General features: G+C 66.1%; 19 protein-coding genes and 1 pseudogene. 10 read left to right on the forward strand and 10 right to left on the reverse strand.

Annotation, left to right across the window (positions count from 1 at the left end):
- On the reverse strand, positions 1 to 825 hold an 825-nt coding region (locus ASF14_RS06970), incomplete at both ends, for a TonB-dependent receptor (protein WP_236696969.1).
- Positions 826 to 1,597: 772 nt separating this feature from the next.
- Between ASF14_RS06970 and ASF14_RS06975 the strand changes: the two genes are divergently transcribed.
- The gene (locus ASF14_RS06975; protein WP_056433456.1) at positions 1,598 to 3,079 is read left to right on the forward strand and encodes a family 43 glycosylhydrolase; all 1,482 of its coding nucleotides are present in this window, start codon (positions 1,598 to 1,600) and stop codon (positions 3,077 to 3,079) included.
- Between the two features lie 510 nt (positions 3,080 to 3,589).
- On the opposite strand, the pseudogene ASF14_RS22180 reads toward ASF14_RS06975, so the two are convergent.
- Positions 3,590 to 3,793: pseudogene (locus tag ASF14_RS22180) on the reverse strand (transposase); the annotation flags it as partial.
- Between the two features lie 525 nt (positions 3,794 to 4,318).
- On the opposite strand from ASF14_RS22180, the gene ASF14_RS06985 reads away from it, so the two are divergent.
- Genes ASF14_RS06985 through ASF14_RS06995 form a run of 3 tightly spaced genes read left to right on the forward strand, consistent with a single transcriptional unit; the run spans position 4,319 to position 7,544 of the window.
- Entirely contained in the window at positions 4,319 to 6,085 is a 1,767-nt protein-coding gene (locus ASF14_RS06985; RefSeq protein WP_056433459.1) for a methyl-accepting chemotaxis protein, read from the forward strand.
- Complete coding sequence (locus ASF14_RS06990; RefSeq protein ID WP_056433462.1) at positions 6,082 to 6,288, forward strand: chemotaxis protein CheW; 207 nt, start codon at positions 6,082 to 6,084, stop codon at positions 6,286 to 6,288. Before ASF14_RS06985 ends, ASF14_RS06990 begins: the two co-directional genes overlap by 4 nt.
- A 50-nt stretch (positions 6,289 to 6,338) precedes the next feature.
- The gene (locus ASF14_RS06995; RefSeq protein ID WP_056433465.1) at positions 6,339 to 7,544 is read left to right on the forward strand and encodes a carbohydrate porin; all 1,206 of its coding nucleotides are present in this window, start codon (positions 6,339 to 6,341) and stop codon (positions 7,542 to 7,544) included.
- 82 nt (positions 7,545 to 7,626) lie between these two features.
- Here ASF14_RS06995 and ASF14_RS07000 read toward each other — a convergent pair whose 3' ends face one another.
- On the reverse strand, positions 7,627 to 10,536 hold the full coding sequence (locus ASF14_RS07000; protein ID WP_056433467.1) for a TonB-dependent receptor domain-containing protein: 2,910 nt from the start codon (positions 10,534 to 10,536) through the stop codon (positions 7,627 to 7,629).
- Between the two features lie 453 nt (positions 10,537 to 10,989).
- Here ASF14_RS07000 and ASF14_RS07005 point away from each other — a divergent pair, with 453 nt between their 5' ends.
- Together ASF14_RS07005 and ASF14_RS07010 are read left to right on the forward strand one after the other, a co-directional pair.
- Positions 10,990 to 12,537 carry a L,D-transpeptidase family protein gene (locus ASF14_RS07005; RefSeq protein ID WP_156361078.1) on the forward strand — a complete coding sequence of 516 codons (1,548 nt, stop codon included), beginning with the start codon at positions 10,990 to 10,992 and terminating at the stop codon, positions 12,535 to 12,537.
- Positions 12,538 to 12,546: 9 nt separating this feature from the next.
- Positions 12,547 to 12,897: a hypothetical protein gene (locus ASF14_RS07010; RefSeq protein WP_236696970.1), complete on the forward strand. Its 351-nt coding sequence runs from the start codon at positions 12,547 to 12,549 to the stop codon at positions 12,895 to 12,897.
- Positions 12,898 to 13,034: 137 nt separating this feature from the next.
- Here ASF14_RS07010 and ASF14_RS07015 read toward each other — a convergent pair whose 3' ends face one another.
- Genes ASF14_RS07015 through uxuA form a run of 3 tightly spaced genes read right to left on the reverse strand, consistent with a single transcriptional unit; the run spans position 13,035 to position 17,019 of the window.
- Positions 13,035 to 14,411 (reverse strand): mannitol dehydrogenase family protein, encoded by a 1,377-nt coding sequence (locus ASF14_RS07015; protein WP_056433472.1) that lies wholly within the window; start codon positions 14,409 to 14,411, stop codon positions 13,035 to 13,037.
- Positions 14,408 to 15,820 carry a glucuronate isomerase gene (gene uxaC / locus ASF14_RS07020; RefSeq protein WP_056433475.1) on the reverse strand — a complete coding sequence of 471 codons (1,413 nt, stop codon included), beginning with the start codon at positions 15,818 to 15,820 and terminating at the stop codon, positions 14,408 to 14,410. The genes ASF14_RS07015 and uxaC overlap by 4 nt, the downstream gene beginning before the upstream one ends.
- Positions 15,817 to 17,019, reverse strand: a complete 1,203-nt coding sequence (gene uxuA / locus ASF14_RS07025; RefSeq protein WP_236696971.1) for a mannonate dehydratase — start codon at positions 17,017 to 17,019, stop codon at positions 15,817 to 15,819. The genes uxaC and uxuA overlap by 4 nt, the downstream gene beginning before the upstream one ends.
- A gap of 139 nt (positions 17,020 to 17,158) precedes the next feature.
- Between uxuA and ASF14_RS07030 the strand changes: the two genes are divergently transcribed.
- Positions 17,159 to 18,058 (forward strand): sugar kinase, encoded by a 900-nt coding sequence (locus tag ASF14_RS07030; protein ID WP_056433478.1) that lies wholly within the window; start codon positions 17,159 to 17,161, stop codon positions 18,056 to 18,058.
- A 355-nt stretch (positions 18,059 to 18,413) separates the two neighbouring features.
- On the opposite strand, the gene rplA is transcribed toward ASF14_RS07030, so the two are convergent.
- A complete protein-coding gene (gene rplA / locus ASF14_RS07035; RefSeq protein ID WP_056433483.1) occupies positions 18,414 to 19,106 on the reverse strand; it encodes a 50S ribosomal protein L1 in 693 nt (230 codons plus the stop codon).
- Between the two features lie 4 nt (positions 19,107 to 19,110).
- Positions 19,111 to 19,542, reverse strand: coding sequence for a 50S ribosomal protein L11 (rplK, locus tag ASF14_RS07040; RefSeq protein ID WP_007407063.1), 432 nt, complete (start codon positions 19,540 to 19,542; stop codon positions 19,111 to 19,113).
- A gap of 244 nt (positions 19,543 to 19,786) precedes the next feature.
- Between rplK and ASF14_RS07045 the strand changes: the two genes are divergently transcribed.
- Genes ASF14_RS07045 through ASF14_RS07055 form a run of 3 tightly spaced genes read left to right on the forward strand, consistent with a single transcriptional unit; the run spans position 19,787 to position 22,314 of the window.
- On the forward strand, positions 19,787 to 20,554 hold the full coding sequence (locus tag ASF14_RS07045) for a hypothetical protein (RefSeq protein WP_056433486.1): 768 nt from the start codon (positions 19,787 to 19,789) through the stop codon (positions 20,552 to 20,554).
- A gap of 12 nt (positions 20,555 to 20,566) precedes the next feature.
- Positions 20,567 to 21,730 carry a M48 family metallopeptidase gene (locus ASF14_RS07050; RefSeq protein WP_056433489.1) on the forward strand — a complete coding sequence of 388 codons (1,164 nt, stop codon included), beginning with the start codon at positions 20,567 to 20,569 and terminating at the stop codon, positions 21,728 to 21,730.
- Positions 21,727 to 22,314, forward strand: coding sequence for a hypothetical protein (locus ASF14_RS07055; protein WP_056433492.1), 588 nt, complete (start codon positions 21,727 to 21,729; stop codon positions 22,312 to 22,314). The genes ASF14_RS07050 and ASF14_RS07055 overlap by 4 nt, the downstream gene beginning before the upstream one ends.
- Before the next feature lie 260 nt (positions 22,315 to 22,574).
- Here the strand turns inward: ASF14_RS07055 and nusG are convergent, their stop codons facing one another.
- Positions 22,575 to 23,111: a transcription termination/antitermination protein NusG gene (gene nusG / locus ASF14_RS07060; protein ID WP_042491307.1), complete on the reverse strand. Its 537-nt coding sequence runs from the start codon at positions 23,109 to 23,111 to the stop codon at positions 22,575 to 22,577.
- A 9-nt stretch (positions 23,112 to 23,120) separates the two neighbouring features.
- Positions 23,121 to 23,318, reverse strand: a complete 198-nt coding sequence (gene secE, locus ASF14_RS07065) for a preprotein translocase subunit SecE (RefSeq protein WP_056433493.1) — start codon at positions 23,316 to 23,318, stop codon at positions 23,121 to 23,123.
- Positions 23,319 to 23,382: the final 64 nt, after the last annotated feature.

Raw genomic sequence — 23,382 nt, forward strand, 5'->3', positions numbered from 1 at the left:
CTGGGTGTTGCGATAGGGGCGGAAGACGCGGCTGCCGTCGCTGGCATTGATCTGCGCCACGCGGTTGTTCAGATTGTAGATATAGCCGTAACGCGAATAGATCGTGGTGTCGCAGCTCAGCGGGCCGTCGATGCCCGCCTGCAACAGGTGGCAGGACTGGGTCGAACGCGAATTGTACGGCAGRTTGTCGGTCTGGCGATAGCTGAAATAGCCCGACACCGACAGCCGGTCCTCGAACAGCTGGGTYCCCGCCGCCACGTTGATCGTCGCGCGCGCGCCGTCATTGGTCCAGCCCAGCGGSGTSGGGAAACCGCGCGACYTGGCGGTGTCGGTCACGACGTTGGCGCGGTTCAGGTGGTTGAAGAAGCCRTAATTGGCATCGACCTGMACSCCCTTGAAATTCTTCTTCAGGATGAAGTTGACCACGCCGGTCAGCGCGTCSGGGCCATAGACCGCGGCCGCACCGCCGGTCAGCACGTCGACCCGCTGCACCAGGGCAGGGGGGATCGAGTTGACGTCGGCCGCCACCTGGCCRCCCARGCGCATGCCGTCGAGCAGCACCAGCGCCGCGCCGCCCGAACCACCGATGTTGCGCAGGTTGACGCGCGCGGTGCCGTTGCCTTCGTCATCGGCCTGGGGCGCGTAAGGSACGATCTGCGGCAGGCGGTTGAGCACGTCCTCGATATTGACGRCACCGCTCAGCTTGATCTCCTGCGCGGAGACGGCCTGGATCGGCGCGGCCGAGGCCAGGTTCGGATTGACGATGCGCGAGCCGGTGACGACGACGTCGTCCGATGCCGGATCGACATCTTGCAGGCGCTGGGTNTGGATCGGCGCGGCCGAGGCCAGGTTCGGATTGACGATGCGCGAGCCGGTGACGACGACGTCGTCCGATGCCGGATCGACATCTTGCAGGCGCTGGGTGAGATTCAGCCGGGCGTCCTCGCGCTCGGCGGCCTTCTGGCTTTCGGACTTGGCGGATACGGAAACGGCGTCCGTCGCCCCATTTGTCGGCTGCGCCGTCTGCGCAGCGGCCGGTGCGGCGACGATTGCCAGAACGGCGCTCGTGGCCAGCAGGAATCCCGTATTCTTCATATACTCCCCCCTTTTTTTCCAAGCGATGATTCGGCCCCGCCATCCGTCCGACCTGTCTGGTTCGCGCCTGATCGTGCGCGACCCATTCCCCTTGGACGTAAACCCTTGCGTGGGGCGGATTTTCCGCCTCCTCGCTTGGGATGACAAAGACCTTATTTGGTATCTTTACGCTGATGCCAATGCTTGCAGAGCAGTCATATTTTTTCAATACTATACTACCACTACGCAACCGGAGACGTGGGACAAATTGGGATAAGCATCTGAAAGCCCGCAATTTCCGACTTTAAAAAAATAGGATTGAGATATTCGGGACGGATTGATCGCAAATTGGTATGGCCGGTGCCTATACCTTTGACACTTCCCCGACGGAGCTGCGGGACCTGTCGCACGAGCCTCCCGGACAAGGTCTTGCCGCCACTGCCATCATGGCTAGGCAACCTCGCCGCCAGCCCAGACCGTATACGATATCGACAAGCGACCGGGTTGCGATCAGGATGCCGTCATGATCCCGCTGATTGCTCTCGCCCTGCAGCTCGCCCCCGAAACCGTACATAGCCGGGGCAACCCGATATTGGCCGACGGGCGTACCTATTCGACCGACCCAGCACCCTTGGTCGATGGCGACACGCTCTGGATCCTGGCGGGGCGCGACGAGGCGCCGGACGGGGTGAACGACTTCATCATGAACGAGTGGCAGCTGCTCTCGACCCGGAACCCCGCGAGCGGCGTGTGGCGGCATTACCCTGCCATCGCCCGGCCGGAGCGCGTTTTCGCCTGGGCCGAGCCGGGCCGCGCCTATGCCGGGCAGATCGTGAAGGCGCGCGACGGACACTTCTATATGTACGCCCCAGTGCTCCAGCGCGACGGCGCCGCGAAGGACCGGTTCGCGATCGGCGTCGCAGTCGCCGACCGCCCGACCGGGCCATGGCGCGATGCGCATCCGTCTGGCCCGATCATCTCGCAAACCGTGCCCGTCGCCAACGATATCCAGAATATCGACCCGACCGTGCTGATCGACGATGCCAAGGGCGGGGACGGCCGCGTGTACATCTATTGGGGGACCTTCGGGCGACTGCGTGCGATGGAACTGGCCCCCGACATGGTCACGCCCAGGGGCCCCGAGCAGGTCGTGACCGGCGCGACCGGCTTTTTCGAGGCGCCTTGGGCAATGAAGCGGCGAGGCACCTATTATCTGCTCTACGCCGCGAACAATGCCGGACCCGACAGCCCCTGTACCCCAACGCTCTATCATGCCTGCCAGGCCTATGCCTCGGCGCCTTCGCCGATGGGGCCATGGACCTATCGCGGCGTGGTGCTGCGCCCGGTGTCCTCGACCACCTCGCATGCCGGCGCGGTGGAGTTCAAAGGCCGCTGGTATCTGACCTATCACACGGCCGACGCGAAGGGCGGCGGGCATTTCCGCCGCTCGGTCGCGATCGATCTGATGGCTTGGGACGACAGCGTCTCGCCCCCCGCCATCCGCCCGGTGCGGCCGACCAGGGCGCCCGCGTCTCCCGCCGCCCCGACCCGCAATGTGGCTTTAAGCGCCTGGCCCACCGCCTCCAACGCCCCCGGCCCGAAGCAATATTGGATCGCCGCGCTAAACGACGGCAAAGTCCGCAGCGCCCCACTGCCACCCGACATGTGGGGCAACTGGACGAAGCAGAACCCGGCCAGCGCCTGGATCGAATATCGCTGGCCCCGGCCGGTGACGCTGAATGCCAGCCGAATTCGCTTCTTCGCCGACCACCCCGCAGGCGCGGACGAAGGCGTCGCGCCCCCTGCGGCCTGGTATCTGGAATATTGGGACGGGCATTGGCGGCGGATCGCGGGCACCTATCCGACCGGCGTCGACGGTTTCCAGGAGGTGAGGTTCGCCCCCGTCACCACCCGCTGCCTGCGCGCGGTGATGCAGGCGTCGGGGGCGGGGGATCGCCATGCCGGGCTGGCTGTGGAGGAATGGGAAGCGCTGGCACCGACCTAATTTAAGTGGCCTCGCAAGGCTGCAGGAAATGCTGCCTGCGCGAGAATTCGAGGCGGCGGCCATCCGCCGTTACATCCGCCTGGTTATCGCGGAGTCCGAGATCATTCGTGAGTTTAAGGTCGGATCGATATTCAGCGTAGCCAGTTCATGACAGTGGCGAGGTGGATGAAGCCGTTGAAGTGGATGGTTCGTCGATCGTAGCGGGTAGCGAAGCGACGGAAATGCTTGAGGCGTCCGAAGGCATCGCTCGATCTTGTTACGGTGTTTGTAGATGGTGTCGTCATGAGGGATGGCGACCTTGCGGTTGTGCTTGGAGGGGATCACCGCCTCGGCGTCGATGCCTGCGATCTGGTTGCGCAAGTCGTGGCCGTCATAGGCTTTGTCGGCGAGTACCGCCTTGGCGCGCTGGCCTTCGAGCAGAGCGGGTGCCGATGCTATGCCGCTGGCTTGTCCGGACGTGATGCGGAAGGGGCGTACGGGGCCTCCCCCCGTGCGCCCCTTTGCTTTGTNGATGCCTGCGATCTGGTTGCGCAAGTCGTGGCCGTCATAGGCTTTGTCGGCGAGTACCGCCTTGGCGCGCTGGCCTTCGAGCAGAGCGGGTGCCGATGCTATGCCGCTGGCTTGTCCGGACGTGATGCGGAACCGCAGGGGCCGACCGAGCGTGTCGGCCTGCATGTGGATCTTGGTGGTCAGCCTGCCTCGGGAACGCCCCAGCGCCTGGTCCTTGGCCTCCCTTTTCCAGTCGCCGCCTGACTATGCGCCCGGACGATGGTGCTGTCGATCATGAGATACCGTTTGTCGCGGTCTGCCGTCTGCGCCTCGAACACCCGCTCCCAGACACCGGCATGGCACCAGCGGCTGAAACGCCGGTGTACCGTCAATTCGATCCTGTATTCATGACATTTCTGTCATGTAATCGTGAGGGAAGGGCTGCCGGAGGGTGGCATCTTGCAATTTCCTGAAAATGATCAGCGAGATTTTTGAGCTGTAAACTCATGCGAAAACAAGATGCTAGCCGGATAGCTTTGGAGGGGCGGTAATCGCGGATGCCGTCTGGTTAACAAAACCACCCCTACAAGCAAACGCTATATTAAATTCCTGTCATGCATGAGCCTGGCGCAAGGATCGAAAGAACCTTGTCGGATTTCTCATGTGCCATTGCTGATCGATGCCGGCATCTTGCTGATTTGCATCGTTTTTACAGTGTGTGGCACGTAAAAGTGAACAGGAAGCAGAGACATGCGTGCCACGATCAAGGTGAAGCTGATCACGACATTCGCCATCGTCCTCGCGATGCTGGCGATCATCGTGGGGTTCAGCGTCAATCGCTTGTCGACCCTGAACACCGCCCAGAGCGACATGGTGGACGACCCGGCCGCCTCGCTGGACCGAATCCAGCAATTCAAGGATGCCATCACGTCGTCGATCGTGGCCCAGAAGAATCTGACCATGAGCGACGATCCCGACTTCATGGCTGGACAGCATGCGGAACTGCGCAAGCAACGCGCCCGTGCGGACCGGCTGATCGCTGAGGCATTGCGCACGGGGGACGATGTCGATCGCGAGATGTATACGGACGCGCAGCGCGGCTGGGCCGAATACAAGTCCATCGCCGACCAGGCGGTCGAACTGGCGCTGGCCAATCGCAACGCGGAAGCCTCGGTCATTTCGCTGGGCGGCGCCAACAAGGCGGCGGTGCGGATCGGCGATGCGGTGAACAAGATCGTGCAGCGCCAGCGACTGGAATTGAAGGCCGCCGATGAGGCGGGGAATGTCCTTTATGCGGAGTCGCGTACGACCCTGCTGATGGTGGCGGCTGCGGCCTTCCTCACGGCCGTGGCGGGGGCCCTGTGGATCAGCCGTATCGTGTCGCGCGGCCTGAACCGCATTGCCGTCGCCCTGGGCGCGGTGGCCACGGGCGATCTGGACCAGAAGGTCGAGGTGTCGAGCAACGATGAAATTCGCGATCTGGTCGATGTCGTCAACCGGATGACCGAAAACCTGCGGACCTCGGCCACGCTGGCGGACCATATCGCGCGAGGCGACCTGACGGTCGAGCATCAGCCGCTGTCCGACAAGGACAAGCTGGGCCATGCGCTGGTCGCGATGGTCGAGCGCCTGCGCGTGGTGGTCGGCGAGGCCACTGAGGCGGCTTCCAGCGTGGCCGCAGGCAGCCAGCAGCTATCGTCTTCGTCGGAACAGGTGAGCCAGGGCGCAACCGAACAGGCCGCCGCCGCCGAAGAGGCTTCGTCGTCGATGGAGCAGATGGCCGCCAATATCAAACAGAATGCCGACAACGCGACGCAGACCGAGAAGATCGCGCGCCAGTCCTCGCAAGACGCCGAAATCAGCGGCACGGCGGTGCAGAAGGCCGTGGTCGCGATGCGCACTATCGCCGAGAAGATCGGCATCGTGCAGGAAATCGCGCGCCAGACCGACCTGTTGGCGCTGAACGCGGCGGTCGAGGCGGCGCGCGCGGGTGAACATGGTCGCGGCTTCGCGGTCGTGGCGGCCGAAGTCCGCAAGCTAGCCGAGCGCAGCCAGACGGCTGCGGCCGAAATCAGCGGCATGTCGTCCGACACCGTGTCCGCCGCCACCCAGGCGGGCGAGATGCTGGTCAAGCTGGTCCCCGATATCCGCCGCACCGCCGAGCTGGTCGCCGAGATCAGCGCGGCCTGCCGCGAGCAGGACCTGGGCGCGGTGCAGATCAACCAGGCGATCCAGCAGCTCGATCAGGTCACGCAGCAAAATGCCAGTGCGTCGGAAGAGATGTCGGCCACGTCCGAACAGCTGGCCGAAAGAGCGGGCCAGTTGCAGTCCAGCATCTCGTATTTCCGCATCGAGGAAGCCGGGCGGGATCACGGCACCCGGCGCCCGGCGCAGCGCACCGTAGCCCGCAAAGCTGCAAAGTCGACCATGGCTTCCGCGCCGTCACGGGGTTTTGCGCTCGATCTGACGTCGGGCGGTCCGGATGACCAAGACCGCGCGTTCGGGCGCGCGGCATGAGCGGGTACACCGAAGCGGGCGTCTTCGCGATCGACGGCGGGCTGTTCGCCCTGCCGGTGACGGCGGTGCGCGAGATACTGGACCGACGCCCGGCCTTTCGGGTGCCCTCCGCGCCCGGCTGGATGGTCGGGCTGCTCGACATGGATGCGATTTCCGGCCTGGCGGACGAAGTCGGTGCCGCCCGTCTGGCGGTCGCGGCATGAAGGGCGGGGCGGGCTCTCGCCTGCCCATACGCCAAAGGGGATTATGAACGATGACGCTGCGTCAATCGATCATGCTGATGGCCGCGCCCATGCTGGCGGTGCTGCCGTCGCCTGCCTTGGCGCAGGAGGAGGAGCCACGCGCCGAAACCAATGGCGAGGGCGAGGATGAGCGGACCAGCGCCTTCAGCCTCGATCTGCTCTACAAGGCCGATCTCGTTGGCGTGGCGGCCGGCGGGGGCACGCGGGGGGCGCGGTTTCTCGACAATATCGATCTGATGGCCGCGGTGGATCTGGACCGCGCGGCCGGATGGGAAGGGGCGAGCGCCTATGTCGGCGTCCTGAGCAATGCGGGCGCGCGGCCCAACGACATTGCGGGCACGTTGCAGGGCGTCAACAATATCGAGGTCGGCAGTCCCGATGCCGTCCTCTATCAGGCCTGGTTGCAACAGCGTTTTGCCGGGGATCGTGGATCGATCCTGGTCGGCAAATATGATCTGAACAGCGAATTCTACGCCAATCCCTCGGCCGCGGCGTTGATCGCACCTGCTTTCGGCATCGGGTCGGAGCTGGCCGCGACGGGACCCAATGGGCCGTCGATCTTTCCCCAGACCGATCTGGGCCTCCGCCTCCGCCTGGAAGACAGACGCCATTATGTGCAGGCGGCCGTGATCCGGGCCCCGCGCGGCGTGGCGGACGAGGGCGGGCCGCGATCGGCCCTGTTCATTGCGGAGGCGGGCCTGAGGGGGCGGACGGCGATCACCGTCGGCGGCTGGACCTATAGCGATCGGCAACCGCGGATCGTGCCACCGGGCGTTACGCTCGGACCCGATACCGCCGCGTCGCATGGTCTGTACGCGTTGGTGGAGCAGGATCTGGCCGGTGAGGCCGACAAGATGGGCTATTGGTGCGCCTTTCTGCGCGTGGGCCTGTCCGATGGGCTGACGACACCCTTTGCGGACGGGATGCAGGTCGGCGTGACCGGGCATGGTGTCCTGCCGTCACGCCCCGAATCGCTCCTTTCGATTGGGTTCGCGACCGCCGGGCTGAGCCGCGCCTATCGCCGGGCCAATCCCGCCGACGAGCCGCCGCTGACGCGGTCGGAAAGTACGATCGAACTGACCTATAGCGACCGCGTGGCACGCTTCCTGACGCTTCAGCCGGATGTGCAATATGTCCATCGCCCCTCCGGGCTGCGCGATGCACCCGGCGTGGTGGTATTGGGCCTGCGGGTAATCGTCGACTGGAAGATCCATTGAACATCACCCCTCCCCTGAAGGGGAGGGGCTCCGTTTGTAACCCATGGGAATGCCCGGGTTCGTCACCCCGGCCACGCCATCGTCAGAATTTGAAGCCCAGTCGGGCATAGCCGAACTGGCCCGGCAGGTCGTAGGTCGTCGGATCGAACCCGCCGCAGCTCAGGCAGTCGGGCGCGCGTTGGCCCAGGATGTTGTTGACGCCCATGGTCAGGGTCAGCCGCTGCGCCAGCCAGGGCATGGTCCAGCCGATCTGGGCGTCGAGATACAGGATCGGCTTCATCTCGCGATTGTCATAGGCGGGCTCGATGACCTTGCCGATATAGCGCCCGGTGAGCGAGGCGAGGAAGGTCTCGCTCGACCAGTCGATCGTCGCGACGCTCTTGAAGCGCGGATAGGCCTGGTCGCCGCGCTCGGTACCCTGCCGCTCCAGCTTCTCGCTGCCGGTCGCGGTGGGCAGGGTGGTCGAATATTCGAACAGGAAGTTGCTCGCCCAGTTCAGGCCGAAGCTGCCCGCCCCGACACGCGGGCTGCGATAGATGAGGGTCACGTCGATCCCCTCGCTCTTCAGCGAAGCGATATTCTGGAGCAGGCCGCGAATCTGCGTGATCTGGCCGCTGCCGGTCGAAGAACGCGTGATCGCGCCGCAGCTGACCGCGTCCCGCTGGTTGACGCAATTGGCGAGCAGCACGTCGGCGCCGACCGACGCGATCGCGTCGTCGACCCGGATGGTATAGTAATCCGCCTCCAGGCTCAGCTGGCTGGCGATACCGGCCTCGCGCGCCCAGCTCGGGCTATAGACGCCGCCCAGCACCCAGCTTTCCGACCGTTCGGGCTTCAGCGCGCGATTGCCGCCGGTCAGGATCGGCAGCTGAAGGCCGTTCTGCACGTAATTGACCGGCACGCCGAGCGCGACGCAGTTCTGCCGCACCGTGCTGTTGGCGGGCAGGCTGGCGATACCCGAGCAGGGATCGATGACATTGCCGTCGAAGCGCGACGGCGTGCCGAACAGCTCGCCGATGCTGGGGGCGCGGAACCCTTGCGCCCAGGTGCCGCGCAGGCGCAGATCCTCGAACGGTTTCCAGCTGAGCCCGCCCTTCATCACCGTGCGGTTGCCGCTGGTCGAGTAATCCGAATAGCGCGCCGCGAACGACCCTTCGAGCAGGCGGAAGAAGGGCACGTCCTTCAGCACCGGGATGCTGAGTTCGCCATATACTTCGTGGACGTCGAACGCGCCTGCCGTCGGCTGGGCCGGAATGTCCGAGCCCAGGCCCGCCGCGACGATGGCGTCGGGGTTGAACGAGCCCGTCTGGCGGCGGAACTCATACCCCGTGGCCAGCCCCAGCGGCCCGGCGGGAAGCTGGAACAGCGTGCCGGTCAGGTTGAGGGTCGCGTCGGTCATCGTCTGTTCGGACCGGTCGCGCTGGGTGAAGGTGACATAGTTGATCATCGCCGGGGTGATCGAACCCGCCCCGCCGAAGATGTTGAACGGTACGCAGGCGCCGGTGCAGTTCGCCACCGGGCCCAGCGCCTGCGCCAGATTGGCGGCGTTGACGTTGCCATGCGCCACCTGCTTGGCCTGGTTCTCGGCATAGATCAGGTTGGCGTCCCAGTACCAGGTGCCCGCGCCGATCGGAATTTGGCCGTCCAGCGTGCTGGACATGTACATGGTGTCGACCCGCTGGCTGTAATGGCGCGGGCCGTTCTCGACGAAGCGGCGGCCGATAAAGGCATAGTTGGCGGGCGTGCCGTTATTGCCCGCGCTCAGCGTCACGCCGAACGGGTTGAACGGATTGGTCCGGTCGATCGAGATGGTGTCGAGCAGATTGCCGTTGCCCGCATCCGGCCCGACGAACAGCGGCAGCGGCGCGGCCTGATTGTCCGAGGTGCGGCGATTGTAGATCAGCCGGGTGCTCAGCCGGACATTGTCCGCCAGCTGGCCGGTGAAATTGACGAAGGCGCCGAAGCGCTCCTGCGGGGTCAGCAGATAGTTGAACGGGCGGAAGTTGAACCGGTCGGCGACGGTGAAGGCCTTGAAATCGCTGTTCGCGCCGGTCGGGTTCAGCGGATCGAAGCGCGGCTGGGTCAGCGGATTGCTCTTCAGCGTCAGGTTCATCGACTCGCCCGTGACGGGGTTGTTGATGATGAACCGGCCATTGGGCGTGCCCGAGCTGCACGTCGTGGTGCACGCGGTCGCGCCGGGATCGGGGAAGGCGTAATAGGGCCGGTCGCCCGCGAAGACCGATCCCTGGTTGATATAGTTCGCGCCGACCACGAGCGAAACGCGGTCGTCCGCCGTCCGGTGGCCCCAGCTGAGCTGATAGTTCTGGGTAACGCCGTCGCCCTTGTCGTAACCGCCGAGCTGCGCGGTGGCGAGGAAGCCGTTCTGGCGCTTCTTGGTGATGATGTTGACCACGCCGGCAATCGCGTCCGAGCCATAGATGGTCGAGGCCCCGTCGCGCAGCACGTCGACACGCTCGATCATGCTGTCGGGAATGGCGTTCAGGTCGACCGCGCCGGGGATGCCGCTCGCCGCGCTGCCGTTGATGAAGCGCAGGCCGTCGACCAGCACAAGGGTACGGCGGCTGCCCAGATAGCGCAGGTCGATTTCCGCCGACCCGGCCCCGACGCCGCCGCCATCGGGCGGGTTGCCGTTATTGCCGGAGCGGTTGAAGCGGGAATTGAGGCCGCCCGCCGCGCCCGGCAGGCGTTGCAGCACGTCGCCGATTGAGGACAGGCCGGTGCGCGCGATATCCGCGCTGTCGATCGCGGTGAGGGGGGCGCTCTGGTCCAGCGGGTTGCGGCGGATACGCGAACCGGTGACGACGATCGTATTGTCGCCCGCCGTCGCATCGTCGCTGGCGGCATTTTCCGCCACGCCCGTGCCGCCGCCCGTCACCTGGGTCTGAGCCTGGGCGTCGACCGCCAGGATCAGGGCACCGACAGCCGCACTTGCCAGCGCCCATTTGCGCAACCGGCTTGCTCCATGAACCATGATCTTTTCCCTCTTTTTGGTTTTGCTGACTCCCGTTCCTGCTGCGGATGTGCGGCGCCTCTTTTCGGGCTGCCTTCGATATTCGGTACGTACGGCCCGGTGATCCGGGATCGATGAGGTGCTTTCTGGTGAATCGGTGACCGATCTTGTGCCGAAGGAGTTTGCCGATCCTGCCGTTCGTCTTACCCAGTCGACAGTCGTATACAGAATATGATCCCGGCGTCGTGTCAAGCGTTGGTCATGGAGAGAGGGGCGGCCGTATCGGCTCTCGCCTCGGTACGCCCAAGCCGGGCCGCCCGGCGTTGGCCGGTTAACGTATGTTGGCGGACAATCTCAAATTCAGGACGTGTGCGACGTTTTGCCTGTCGATCGGTTCAGCTTGGCGTAGGATAGCGTGATGTAAAGCGCCGCTCCCACGACGACATGCCGACGAACAGGGGCTATCATATCCGCATGACCAAAATGCCTTTCTCCGTTTCCCGCCCGTCCGTTGCCCGGCTGCTCGGTACGTTGGCGGTCGGGTCCATGATCGCGACGCCGCTGCTGGCGCAGGTCGCGCCGCCGCCGGTGATGGTCCCCACGACGCCGCAGCAGATTCAGCCCCCCGCCGCGCAGACCCAGATGGCACCGCCCGCCACCGTGCAGCCGCTGCCGCAAGCCGCCCCCGCCGTGGCGATCCCCGCTTTGTCGGAGGCGCAGGCCCGGCAGCTCGCAACGCTGATCGCCGCAGGAGAGGTGGCGCAGGGGCTGCGTCAGGGGCCGCCACGCGACCTGACCACCCTGTCGCCCGCCGCGCTGACCCGTGTGGCGCTGGATTATGCCCATGCGGTGCATGTCGGGCGGCTGGATGCGGCCGACTTCACCAAGGACTGGGGCATCCGTCCGCAGCCCTACGACCCCGCGCCCGGCTTTGCGGAGGCGGTGCGGCGCGACCGGCTGTCGGCCTGGATCGCCTCGCTGCCGCCGCCCTATGCGGGCTATGACGCGCTGGTGAAGGGGCTGGCCCGCTATCGCGCCATGGCGGCGGCGGGGGGCTGGTCGTCGCTCCCGGCGGCCACCATCAACTTCGGCGCGAGCGGACCGCAGGTGCTGGCGCTTCGCAAGCGGCTGGCGATGGAAGACCCGGCGGTCAGCGCCACGGGCGACAGGTTCGACGAGGATCTGCTGGCGGCGGTGCGGCGGGCGCAGCGCCGTTACGGCCTGAACCCGGTCGGCACCGTCGGCACCCAGACCATCGCCGTGCTGAACGTGCCGGTGGCGCAGCGCATCCGCCAGATCATGGCGAATATGGAACGCTGGCGCTGGTTGCCGCAGCAGTTGGAGGCCAAGCGCGTCCAGGTGAACATCGCCGCCGCCGTGCTGACCGTGTTCGACGGCGACAATCCGGTCATGTCGATGAAGGCGGTGACGGGCCGTCCGGGCAACGAGACGCCGATGCTCGTGTCGACCATCCGCAGCATCGTGCTGAACCCGCCCTGGAACGTGCCCAGCTCGATCGCCAACAAGGAGCTGTGGCCCAAGGAAAAGGCCAATCCCGGCTATCTGAAGCGTGCCGGTTTCCGCGTGATCGACAATGGCGACGGCAGCAAGCGGTTGCAGCAATCGTCGGAAAAGAGCGCGCTGGGTCGGTTCAAGTTCGACTTCCCCAACGACTTCGCGGTGTATCTGCACGACACGCCCGCCCAGTCGGGCTTTTCCAAGTTCGACCGGCTGGCGAGCCATGGCTGCGTCCGGCTGGAAAAGCCCGCCGACCTCGCCGCGCTGATGCTGAAGACCACGCCCGAATGGCAGCCCGAGCAGGTCGATGCCGTCCTCGCCTCGGGCAAGACGGTGCGCGCCAGCATGGCCGAGCCGGTGGCGGTCTATCTGCTCTACTGGACGGCTTTCGCGAATGCCGACGGACAGGTGGGTTTCCGCGAGGATCCCTATAGCTGGGACGCGCAGCTCGCGACCAAGATCGAGGCCCGCTCGGCCGAGCGCGCCCAGGCGACCAAGGACTAAAGGGGACAGATGATGAAGATTGCCACCAAAAGCGCCATGGCGCTGTTCGCCGCCGGGCTGTTGCTGGCGGGCTGCTCGCGCTCGTCGGAGGACCCGCCCGTGCCGGTGGAGAACGATACGGCCGTCGTGGAAGAAAATATGACCGCGCCCGACGAGACGCCGGTCATGACCAATGACGCGGACGCCGTCGCCCCGGTCAACATGGCCGCCGACACGATCCCGCCACCGCCGCCCGAGCGGACGGTCGACCAGCAGATGCTGGACGATGCCTCGGCTACCGGCATGACCTCGCGCGTGCAGCGCACACCGAGCAACGATGCGCCCCCGGCGGAGGGTATCGAGCCGAAGGACGGGCAGTAACGAAAGATCCTCCCCGGCACGGGGAGGGGGACCGCCGCGAAGCGGTGGTGGAGGGGGCTCTCCACTGAGTATGTCCTGTGAGGAAGCCCCCCTCCGTCAGTCCTTCGGACTGCCACCTCCCCTTCCAGGGGAGGAATTTACTGCTCGATCTCTCGGACCAGCACCTGCCGCTGTGCCTCGGTCGGCCGCCATTGGCCCGCCATCGAACCACCGTGCCCGAACAGCGCGTCGACCACCTGCGCCGCGTCGCCCTGCGCCCATAGCGCGGCCAATTCCGCCCGGCGCGGATCGGGCGAGGCGTCATTCCCCGTCCGGATAAAGCGCAGCCACGCCGCCAGTGCCGTCACCGTCGCTGGCGCCTCCCCGCCATGCGCCGCCAGAGAGGACAGCCAGCGCGGGCCGACCTTTTGCGATCCGTCGCTGGCGATCTGCGAGAGGCGATGTTCCAGCGTCCGGTTGGCAAAGCGGGCGAGCAGCGCATCGGCATAAGGCCCCAGCGCCTGCCCCGCGGCGGCGGTGAAGCTGGTCGCCGCCTCGTCCCGCATCAGCCGTTCTATCACGGGGCGGATGGCGGGATCGGCGACCGCTTGGTGGACGAATTCATGCCCGCGCTCCAGGCCCAGATAGGCGAGGGCCGAATGCGCGCCGTTGAGCATGCGCAGCTTGGCGGTCTCATAGGGTGCGACATCGGCGACGAACTGCGCACCGCCGACTTCCCAGTGCGGACGGTCGCCCGCGAAGTCGTCCTCGATCACCCATTGGCGATAGGGCTCGGTGATGACGGCGGCTTCGTCGCGCATCCCCAGCACCGCCTTGACGGCCGTACGATCGGCCTCGGTGACGGCGGGGACGATCCGGTCGACCATGGTGTTGGGGCAGCGCCAATCGCGCTCGAACCATTGCCGCGCCGCCGTCTCGCCCTGATGGTCCAGAAACGCGGCCACCCCGGCGCGCAAGACCCGGCCATTGTCAGGCAGGTTGTCGCAGCTGACCAGCGTGAGGGGGCGGTGCCCCGCCGCCCGCCGCGCGACCACCGCCTGCGCCAGATAATGATAGATGCTGTTCCCGTCCGCGACGATGCCCGCAAGGTCGGTCGCACCATCGGGCCGCCGCCAATAGCCCTTTTCGGTGACGGTCAGCGTCACGACCCGCGTGTCGGGCGCGGCGAGGCGTTCGGCCAGCCGTTCGGGCGTCTTGGCCGCGACGATCACGTCGCGGATTGCGCCGATCAGGCGGACGGCTTCGCCCTCGCTCGACCGTTCGGTGACGGTATAGAGGCCGTCCTGCGGCGCCATCTGGTCATGCACGCCGCCCGATCGCAGCGATGCCGCCGCAATGGCCCAGTCGCGGTCGCCCGCCGCCATCGCATCGTCGGTATAGACCGCCTGATGCGCGCGGTGGAACGCGCCGAGCCCGATATGGACGATGCCGATCCGCTGGCCTGCCCGGTCATAGCCGGGGCGCGCCACGGCGTAGGGCAGTACCGCGGCGGTCGCTTCGCTCAGCCGGGTCACAGCCGGTACGCCGTGCGGACCAGACCGTTGGTCAGAGCATGGGCCAGCTCGACCGCCTCATCCTCCTCCAGCCGGTGCTCGGCGACGAGGCGCGCCAGGAAGCCGCAGTCGATCCGCCGCGCGACATCATGCCGCGCCGGGATCGACAGGAAGGCGCGGGTGTCGTCGTTGAACCCGACCGTGTTGTAGAAGCCCGCCGTCTCGGTGGTCATCTCGCGGAAGCGTCGCATCCCCTCCGGGCTGTCATGGAACCACCAGGCGGGGCCCAGCTTCAGGCAGGGATAATGCCCGGCCAGCGGCGCCAGTTCGCGGGCATAGACGCTTTCGTCCAGCGTGAAGAGGATGATGGTCAGGTCGCGCTCATTGCCGACGACATCGAGCATGGGCTTGAGCGCATGGACGTAATCGGTGCGCATCGGCATGTCCGCGCCCTTGTCGCGCCCATGGCTGGCGAACAGGCCCGCATTGTGGTTGCGGAACGATCCGGGATGAATCTGCATCGTCATGCCGTCCGCGACGCTCATCTTCGCCATCTCGGTCAGCATCTGTGCGCGAAAGAGTTCGGCATCGGCGGGCGTCCAGTGGCCGCCGACGATCTTGGCGAACAGCGCCTCGCATTCGGCCGTGGACAGGTTGGCGGTCGCCGCGGTCGGATGGCCGTGATCGGTCGCGGTCGCGCCCAGCGCGCGGAAGGCGGCGCGGCGCTTGGCATGGGCGCCGAGATAGCCGGACCAGCTATAGACATCCTCGCCGGTCAGCTCGGCGAAGCGCTGCATCGCGCCTGTGAACTGCTCATGCTCGACATCGATCACGCTGTCGGGGCGATAGGTGGTGATGACGCGGCCCTGCCAGCCCGAGGTCTGGATCGCCTGGTGATGGACCAACGGATCGTCGGCGCCTTCGGTCGTCGCCAGGCATTCGATGCGGAACCGCTCGAACAGCGCGCGTGGGCGGAAGGCGGGGGTGGCGAGCGCCTCGCCGATCGCGTCGAAATAACGGTTGGCGGTTGCCGCCTCCAGCGCCTCGTCAAAGCCGAACACCTCGGCAAAGACATGGTCGAGCCACATGCGCGACGGCGTGCCGCGGAACAGGTGATAGTTGGACGCGAACAGCTTCCACGCCGCGCGTGGATCGGTCGCGGGGCGGCCACCACGATGTGGGATGCCCAGATCGTCGAGCGCGATGCCCTGGCTGTAGAGCATACGGAAGACATAATGATCGGGTGCGAGCAGCAGGTCGCTGGCATCGGCCCAGGGTTCGTCGGTGGCGAACCAGCGCGGATCGGTATGGCCGTGCGGGCTGATGATCGGCAGGTCCGCGACTTCGGCGTAAAGCGTCCGCGCGATGCCCCGCGTCGTCGGGTCGGCGGGCAGCAGCCGGTCGGGGTGAAGCTCCAGCTTGCGGGTCATGCGGTCAGCTCCAGTTCGGCCGGAGCGGCGTTTGCGTTCAAGCCCAGCATATGCACGATTCCCTGCTCCAGCCCGCGAAGCTCGGCCAGCCCGCGCATCCGGCCAAGCAGCGAATAGCCGGGATTGGAGCTGCGATGAAGGTCGTCCATCATCCGGTGGCCATGGTCGGGGCGCATCACGATCGCACGGTTCTGGGCATGCGAAATCTCGACCACCGCCTGCATCACCTGCGTCATGCGGGCATGGCCGCCCAGATGCTCGGCCTCATGGAAATTGCGCTCGCCCGCTTCCCAGCCGACCGAGCGGAGGTGGAGGAAGTCGATCCGCTCGGCAAAGCGGCGGACCATGGCGGGCAGGTCGTTGTCCGGCCGTGCGCCGAACGATCCGGTGCAGAAGCACAGGCCGTTCGCCAGCGAGGGCACGGCGGCGTAGAGATGGTCGAGGTCGTCGGCGGTGCTGACGACGCGCGGCAGGCCGAAAATGGGGAAGGGCGGGTCGTCGGGATGGACGACCAGTTTGATGCCGACCTCCTCGGCAATCGGGCAGACCGCGCGCAGGAAGGCGATATGGTTCGCCCGCAGCGCCTCGGCGTCGATCCCGGCATAGGTGTCGATCGCACGCTGGAAGGCGGGCGAGTCGAAGCTCTCCTCGCTGCCCGGAAGCCCGGCGATGATCGTGCGCTCCAGCTTGTGGCGCTCCTCAGGCGTCATCGCGGCGAAGCGCTCGGCGGCGGCGGCGCGAACGGCTTCCGAATAATCCGCCTCGGCGCCGGGGCGGCGCAGGATATGGATGTCATAGGCCGCCACCGCCGCCCATTCGAAGCGCAGCGCGGTCGCACCGTCAGGCAACGGCCAGTCCAGATCGGTCCGCGTCCAGTCGAGCAGCGGCATGAAATTATAGGTGACGGTCCGCACGCCCTCGGCCGCCAGGTTGCGCAGGCTGTCGCCGTAAGCCTGGACGAGTTCGTCGGTCAGTTCGCCGCGCTTGATCGCGTCATGTACCGGCAGGCTCTCGACCGTCGACCAGCCCAGCCCGGCCGCCTCGATCATCGCCCGCCGCTCGGCAATCGCCTCGCGCGGCCATACCACGCCGTTGGGAATTTCATGCAGTGCGGTGACGACCTCTGTGGCGCCCGCCTGGCGGATATGGGACAAGGCGATGGGGTCGGCGGGTCCGAACCACCGCATGGACTGGATCATCAACACGGCCGCTATTCCCTCGTCCCAAATCGCATTTTCTCTGCGGTTAGCGGTAGCATTCGGCATTCGGATTGACCAGTTACAAATTTTGGCCTTGCCACTATGGTGGTGAAGCCGGAGAGCGATAGGAGAGAAGTGGATGCGGATCATCGTCGTCGGAGAAGGGATGATCGAATTGTCGCGCGCAGACGGCGGGCTGTGGCGGCTGGGTCATGGCGGCGACACGCTGAACACCGCGATCCATCTGGCGCGGAAGGGTCGTGACGTCCGCTACGTGACCGCCTTGGGTGAGGATCCGTTCAGCGCGACGCTCCTTCAGGACTGGACGGCCGAGGGCATCGACACCAGCCTGACCCTGCGCGATCCGACCCGCATGCCCGGCCTGTATGCGATCACCACCGACGAGGCGGGCGAGCGCAGCTTTTCCTATTGGCGGGGACAGAGCGCCGCGCGGCGCACCCTGTCCCTGCCGGGCAGCGAGGCGGTGATAGCGGAGGCGGAACAGGCCGATCTGCTGCTATACTCGCTCATCACCCTGGCGATCCTCGACGAGCCGAGTCGCGAGCATCTGTTCGATCTCGCGCAACGGGTCCGCGCGCGGGGCGGCCGGGTCGCGTTCGACGGCAATTACCGTCCCCGCCTGTTCGCCAGCCAGGACGAAGCACGCGAGCTGTGTCGCCGGGCGATCGGCGGCTGCGATATCGGCCTGCCGACGCTGGAGGATGAGGCGATGCTGGTCGACGCCAAGTCCGCCGAAGAGGTGCGCGACCGCTGGCAGGGCCTGGGTGCGGGCGAGGTCGTGGTGAAGCTGGGGGCCGATGGATGCCTGGTCACCGGTGTCGGTATCGTCCCCCCGCCCGAGCGCCTGTCGCCGCGTGACACCAGCGGGGCAGGGGATGCATTCAACGCGGGCTATCTGGGGGCGCGGCTGGACGGCTTGAATCCGGCCGAGGCGGCGGTGCGGGGGCATAGGCTGGCCGGGTGGACGGTCATGCGCTCGGGCGCGATTCCGGCGCGGGATGACGACTTGCCGCATTGACGGATTTTGGACTGACCAAAATTGATCGGTCGGTCATCGTTAAATCCGCCCCACCCCCGGCCCAGTGGCAGGTAAACGGTGCCCCGCATCGTTCAGGTCATGCCGGGGGCATGACCGACCTGCCACTCCTGAAGGGGAGGGGGGGGACTCGCCCTCTTCCTGCGGCCAACCTACCCTCCGTTCGCACTGAGCGAAGTCGAAGTGCAGGGGATTCGCTTGCGGCGAGGCCGTGGCGTGGCCTTCGACTTCGCTCAGGCTGAACGGAGTAAGGGGGGGCGCCACCCTGCCACGAAAAAGGGGGCCGGAACCTCGGTTCCGACCCCCTGATCCTGTCAGCATGCGCTGGCGGCTTGGCTTACGCGCCCGGGATTTCCGAGACGTTCACCTTGATGCCGCGGCCCATCGTCGACGAGACGGCGACCTTGCGGACATACTTGCCCTTGGCGCCCGACGGCTTGGCCTTGATCAGAGCGTCGACCAGCGCGTCGAAGTTGGCGCGCAGGTCTTCCGCCGGGAACGACGCCTTGCCGATGCCCGAATGGATGATGCCGGCCTTTTCGACGCGGTACTCGACCTGACCGCCCTTGGCCGCCTTGACGGCTTCGGCGACGTTCATGGTCACGGTGCCCAGCTTCGGGTTCGGCATCAGGCCCTTGGGGCCCAGCACCTTACCGAGGCGACCGACGACGCCCATCATGTCCGGGGTCGCGATGCAGCGATCGAAGTCGATGGTGCCGCCCTGGATGGTTTCCATCAGGTCCTCGGCACCCACGACGTCCGCACCGGCGGCGCGTGCTTCGTCGGCCTTCGCGCCCTTGGCGAACACGCCGACGCGAACGGTCTTGCCGGTGCCCTTGGGCAGGGTGACGACGCCACGGACCATCTGGTCGGCGTGACGCGGGTCAACGCCCAGGTTGACGGCGACTTCGATCGTCTCGTCGAACTTCGAGGTCGCGTTGGTACGAGCCAGCGTGATCGCTTCGTCGATGCCGTGCAGCTTCTCGGCGTCGATCTGGACGGCCTTCTGCTTCTTGGTCAGCTTCGCCATGATCTTAGCCCTCCACCACTTCGAGGCCCATCGCGCGGGCGGAGCCTTCGATGATCTTGGTCGCAGCCTCGATATCGTTGGCGTTCAGGTCCTTCATCTTGACCTGGGCAATTTCCGCGAGCTTCGAGCGCGCGATCTTGCCCGCCGACACCTTGCCCGGCTCCTTCGAGCCCGACTTCAGGTTGGCCGCCTTCTTGATGAGGTAGGTCGCAGGCGCGGTCTTCGTCTCGAACGAGAACGAACGGTCGGCATAGACGGTGATGACGGTCGGCAGGGGCGTGCCCTTCTCGACTTCACCGGTCTGCGCGTTGAACGCCTTGCAGAATTCCATGATGTTCACACCGCGCTGACCCAGCGCCGGGCCGATCGGCGGCGAGGGGTTGGCGGCGCCTGCAGGGACCTGCAGCTTGATATAGCCGGTAATCTTCTTTGCCATGTCACTCTCTTCTCGAGTCTAGCGGTCGTGACGGGCACGCGAGGCATGAGCCAGCGCACCCTCCCGCAAGGGTTCCGTCGCAAGATGCTAGGGAAGCGCGGGCCGATAGCCGAAAAGGGGAGAAATGGCAAGGCCAGCATTGCGCTTGTCACGGCCGATCCGGCCATGTCACTCTGGATTCATGATGGACGACTCGGTCGAGGGAGCGACCGGTTCCGCCATCGCTCGAACGGGGGTTCGACACATGCGACTGGGATGGGGTGCGCTGGCCTGTGCGGCGGCGCTGACATTGGCGGCCGCACCGCTGGCGGCGCAGGAAAAGACCGGCAACAAGCCCGGTTTCACGCTGGCCCCGGGTACCGCGACCATCGTCCTGATGCGGCCCGAAATCGCGGTCGGTGCGCAGTCGACCGGCGGGTCGTACGAACCCAATGCCGACTGGACCGATCAGGCGCGCGAGAATCTGGGCAGGGCGCTGGCCGAGGCGCAGGGCAAGCTGGGCAACCGGGTCGTCACTCATGTCGAGCCGGTCGGGCAGGGCGCGGCCACGGCGCATGAATATCGCGCGCTGTTCACCGCGCTGGCCGATTCGGTCATCACCTATCAGTTCTTCCCCGGCAATCGCCTGCCGACCAAGAAGCGCAGCGACAGCTTCCTGTGGTCGATCGGGTCCGAGGTCGCCAAGCTGCCGGGCGTGCAGGGAGCGGACTATGCGCTCTTCGTGACGACTGAGGATCATTACGGCTCGACCGGGCGCAAGCTGTTGCAAGTCTTCGCCGCCGGGGTGGCCGGGATCGGGGTCAGCGCGGGCGTGCACAAGGGCTATGCCGGGCTGATCGACCTGAAGACCGGCGATCTGGTCTGGCTCAACGCCGATCTGGCGATGGGCGGCGATGTCCGCACGCCTGAGGGGGCGGCCAAGCGCGTGTCGCAATTGCTGGAGGGTTTTCCGGGCAAGCCGGTCGAGGCGCCGGTCGCTCCGGCGGCCCCGACCAAGACCGCCGCGCGCTGACGGGAGGCGATCATGGCCGGATGGATCATCGCCGCTGTGCTCGCAGGGGCGGCTCTGGGCGCAGGCGCGTCCGACAGGCTCGCCCCGCTGCCGCCTTACGGCACGGCCTATACGCCGACGACCGTCGACGAGCGCGGGCTGTGGCAACAGGCGGATGAGGCCGAGCGCGATCTGCGCGACTCGCCCGCCGTGGTACGCGATGCGGCGCTGAACGCTTATCTGACCAAGGTTCTCTGCCGTTCGGTGGGCGAGGATCGCTGTCGCGGCGTGCGTATCTATGTGGTGCGCGCGCCGGTCTTCAATGCCTCCATGACGCCGAACGGTATGATGGTCGTCTATACCGGTGCGCTGCTCCGGTTGCGTGACGAGGCGGAACTGGCGGCGCTGCTCGGCCATGAGTTCGGGCATTTCGAGATGCGCCACGGGCTGAAGACGTTTCGCCGGGGGCGGGCGATCGGCGACATCCTCGCCTGGACCAGCGTGATTTCGCCTTACAGTACCTTGCCGGTCAGCCTGATCCAGCTGCATTTCGCCTATAGCCGTGCGCAGGAGACGGAGGCCGATTTGATGGGCCTGCGCTATCTGAGCGCTGCAGGCTATCGGCCGCTGGCCGCTTCGCGGATGTGGGAGCGGCTGATGGCGGAGGACGATGCGACCGCGCTGGGGCGCAAGCGGCACGTCACCCATCATTATGCCGCTGGATTCTTCGCCGATCACCCGACCGAACTCGCCCGCGCAACCTATCTGCGCGAAGCGGCGGGGGCGGATGGCGAGCGCGGCGACGATTCGCGCGACGCGTTTCTGACGGCGATGCGCCCATGGCGGGCGAGCTTCCTGGCCGATCAGATCAAGCTCAACGATTTCGGCGGCTCGGAGTATCTGCTGGGCGAACTGGCGGGCGGGCAATGGACGCCCGACCTGCTGCTGACGCGCGGCGAACTCTATCGCGAGCGCGGTAACCCCCGCGATCTGGTAAGCGCGGCGCAATTCTATCAGCAGGCGATCGACACGGGCTGTACCGACCCGATCGCCTGGCGCGGGCTGGGCCTGTCGCTGCTGCGGGGGCAGCAGGAGGCGGCGGGGCGGGCCGCACTGAAAACCTATCTGGAGCGCGCACCGCAGGCGAGCGACCGCGCGGCCATGGCGATGTTGATCGGGGAAGGGGGCGTGCAATGAAGGGTTTGAGGATCGCGGCGATCGGACTGGCGCTGGTTGCGGCCCCGGTGCTGGCGGGCAACAAGCTGATCCCGGCGGGGCAGCCCATGGCGGTCGCTAAATCGGTGCTGACGGTCACGCCCTCGGTCGAATGGAACAAGCTGGGCGCGCGGCCGGGGCGCAATTCGGAGACGTGGACCTTCGATGGCGATGCGCTGAACGACCTGACCTTCTATGGCGGGATCGAACCCGAACAGACGCTGTTCCGCGAGGTCAGCAAGCGCACCAAGCCGCTGCCGCGCGTCAAGGCGACGATGCTGGTGACCGACATACCGACGCTGGTCGAGAACAGCTATCGCATCGCGCTCGACACGCCATTGTTCACGGTCGAGGGGATGGAGCCGATGGCCTTTGCGGGTAAGCCGGGCATCCGCTTCACCTATAGCTTCACCCGGCCGAACGAAGACCTGCCGCGCAAGGGCGAGGGGCGCGGCGCGATGATTGGCGGCAAGCTGTACCTGATCACGTTCGAGGCGCCCCGGCTGCATTATTTCGACGCCGGGGTCGCGGCGTTCCGGCAGGTGGCGAACAGCGCGAAATTGTAGGGGGGTGTTTCTTCCAGCCCTCCGTTCGCACTGAGCGAAGTCGAAGTGCACGGGACTCGCTGGGCGGCGAGGGGCGGGCGTGGGCTTCGACTTCGGCGCAAAGCGCCGAAGTTTATCCTGAGCGGCTGGCTTGCCAGCCAGCCGAAGGGCTCAGCCTGAACGGAGGTAGGGGAGCAGGCGGGAGTTGAAGATAAGCCCCAAATACGAAAAGGGCCGGTGGCGTCGCCGCCCCGGCCCCGTTTTCGTCGGATGGTCCGAACTTACTTCGAGCGTTCGACCTGCTCGAAGTCCAGTTCCACCGGGGTGGCGCGACCGAAGATCGACACCGACACCTTGACCTTGGACTTGTCGAAATCCAATTCCTCGACCACGCCGTTGAAGCTGGCGAAGGGGCCTTCCAGAACCTTGACCGCGTCGCCGATCTCGTAGTCGACCTTGACCTTGTGCTTCGGGGCGGCGGCGGCTTCTTCCTTGGAATTCAGCATCCGCGTGGCTTCCGCCTCGCTGATCGCCTGCGGCTTGCCCATCGCGCCCAGGAAGCCGGTCACCTTCGGCGTGTTTTTGACGAGGTGATAGACCTGGTCGGTCATGTCGAGCTTGGCCAGCACATAGCCGGGCATGAACTTGCGCTCGACCGCGATCTTCTTGCCGCGGCGGGCCTCGGTCACGGTCTCGGTCGGCACCTCGATCTGGTCGACCAGATGGTCGAGGCCCAGACGGGTGGCCTCGGCCATGATCGAGTCGCGGACCTTGCCCTCGAAACCGGAATAAGCGTGGATGATGTACCAGCGCGCCATGAGAACCCTTTACTTCGCGAACGACAGCAGGGTGCGGACCAGCGTCTCGAAGAACGAGTCGACCGCCAGGAAGAAGATGGCCAGGATCGTGGTCATCACGACCACCATCACACCGGTCATCACCGTCTCGCGCCGCGTCGGCCAGACGACCTTCTTGGTCTCGGTCTTGACCTGGTTGAGGAATTCGATGGGGGTCGTCTTCGCCACTCGTGCCGTTCCCGCACCTGCGTTGAAATTACTGTCAGCGGGGCATGGGTCCGCCGTCGCCTGC

Source organism: Sphingomonas sp. Leaf257 (assembly GCF_001422185.1).
GTDB classification, from domain to species: Bacteria; Pseudomonadota; Alphaproteobacteria; order Sphingomonadales; family Sphingomonadaceae; genus Sphingomonas; species Sphingomonas yabuuchiae.